Genomic DNA, 2,046 nt, shown 5'->3' on the forward strand with positions numbered 1-2,046 from the left:
GCATTCAGCTGCCTGGAATAATCTGCCTTAGCTACCCCTACCCGGATGGTAGTATTGGCAAACCCGTGCTGCAAGGGCGCAAAAAGACTATCGTTCTCCCCCGCTCTTACGCCATGTTCATTTACAAACTGGCTGAACACCTCTGAAGGATTGTTATTATTAAAGTACAGGTAATCCACATCCAGGTTCAGCTGCTCACCTGCCCTTAATTTCTTTTCCAGGTAAATGGATGATATCAGGTTTTGCCAGCGGTTACGGCCGTTTACAAGGCCATTATATTGCAACAGTGAATCCGGCAGCACATTGTAACCGGCATTGGTAACGGTAGTTGTATTAGAGCGGCTGCTGTTATAGGCTACATTAGCGCCAAGCGTGGTTTTATCATTCAGCTGGTGATCCATACCCACGGTAACATCGTGATTATGCTGTACCTGGTGAGTGGTATCCCAGTAGATCGTCTCAGCCCGCCCGCCCAGCACCGGCATATCCTGCGCGCTGGTAATATACAGGTCTGAGTAGGTTTTGTTCATGGAATAGGTATAAGACCCATACAGGTTGGTACGTTTAGTGTTATGCGCCAGGTTCATACCTGCCGTACCTTTTTGCCGCCAGCCATAGCCACCGGTAACGGAAAAAGATCCGTGTGTACCCTGCCGCTGGTCTTTTTTCAGCACAATGTTGATCATACCGGCACTGCCATCAGCATCGTAACGGGAGCCGGGTGTGGTAAGCAGCTCTATTTTCTCAATGTTATCTGCGCTCATGCTGCTTAACAGGCTCACCACCTGGTCCATAGACATACGCACCAGCTTCCCGTTGATCATTACCATCACCCCGCTTTTACCATTCAGCATAATTCCGTTGTTGCGGTAATCGATCATTACCCCGGGCGAGCGTTCCAGCACATTCAGCGCAGAGCTGCCTTTGGTTAACAGGCTGTTTTGCACATTCACCACCATACCGTCTGTACGGGGTTGAAATAGGGGTTTCTCCGCCCGTACCACTACCTCACCCAACTGGCGGGTATCTTCCGCCAGCGCCAGGGCGCCTGCATCCTTTTGCGGCTGTGCAGCGCTTAGTATGAATGGCGCCGAAGTAAAAACCCGGTAACCTACATTGCTGTAACGCAACAGGTATTGTCCTGGTATTACAGGCGCTATGCGGTAAGCGCCTTTTTCATCTGTTAAAGCAGCTTTTACCAGGGAGGTATCGCTGCTTTTTAACAACAGCACATTGGCAAAGGGAATGGGCTGTCCGGCAGCTGTAGTAAGCCTGCCGGATACCTGCCCAAAGGCAGCCGGTATAAAACCGGATAATAATAAGCACAGGTGTAAGATCTTCATATTGCAGGCTGTTTAGAAAGTTCTCCAAAGAAATATGCGCCTGCACACTAAAAAAAACCGGAATGACCACCCGCTGCCACTAATTGATGAAGCGCAGCAAAAGCCCGTAAAACCGCCTGTAAAGGCGCCGTACAGGCAATGGATGCCTTTCATATACCACCGGCAGCAGCTGGTCAATTATTTAAGCCTGTTTACATAGTACCGCTTTCAAACTGGCAGAAAGTCCTGTATCTTTAAAAGAAGCATCTGTTCTTAAATTTTTATACAATGCAAGCTGCCCATCCGCACTGGTTTATCCGGTATAAGCTATATCACCTGCCGTTCTGGCTCCTGTACCATTATATCTGGTGGGTAGTAGCTATCGGCAATCCTTTTAAGGCGGCAGATGCCATCCTGCACAGCACCTATGCCATTAAGTTCAGCTTTTACATTGTGTTCCAGGCATTGGCAGTGTACTTTAACCTGTACTTCCTGATACCGCGTTACCTGGAAAAGGGCTGGTTCACCGTTTATCTCAGCTACCTGTTATTAACAGTGATCTGCGCCACAACGCTTATTATACCGGGTTATTATTTAACCGCTTTTGCGGCAGGACAAACGGTAGGGGAATATTATAAATCAGACGGTAACTGCATTTACCAGTTCATTGGCGCGGCCTTACCCTCTACCCTGGCCAGTATGACCTTGGGCATGAGCATTAAGC

General features: G+C 48.6%; 1 protein-coding gene and 1 pseudogene. One reads left to right on the plus strand and one right to left on the minus strand.

All coding sequences use genetic code 11. The features are described 5' to 3' along the window. Positions 1-1,343: TonB-dependent receptor (locus tag VIM87_RS27110; RefSeq protein WP_332000017.1), on the minus strand; the 1,343-nt coding region annotated here is incomplete at its 3' end. A 267-nt stretch (positions 1,344-1,610) separates the two neighbouring features. On the opposite strand from VIM87_RS27110, the pseudogene VIM87_RS27115 reads away from it, so the two are divergent. Then, positions 1,611-2,046, plus strand: a pseudogene (locus VIM87_RS27115) (sensor histidine kinase); the annotation flags it as partial.

The sequence above is a fragment of the Chitinophaga sp. genome (genome assembly GCF_036569125.1).
Taxonomy (GTDB): Bacteria; Bacteroidota; Bacteroidia; order Chitinophagales; family Chitinophagaceae; genus Chitinophaga.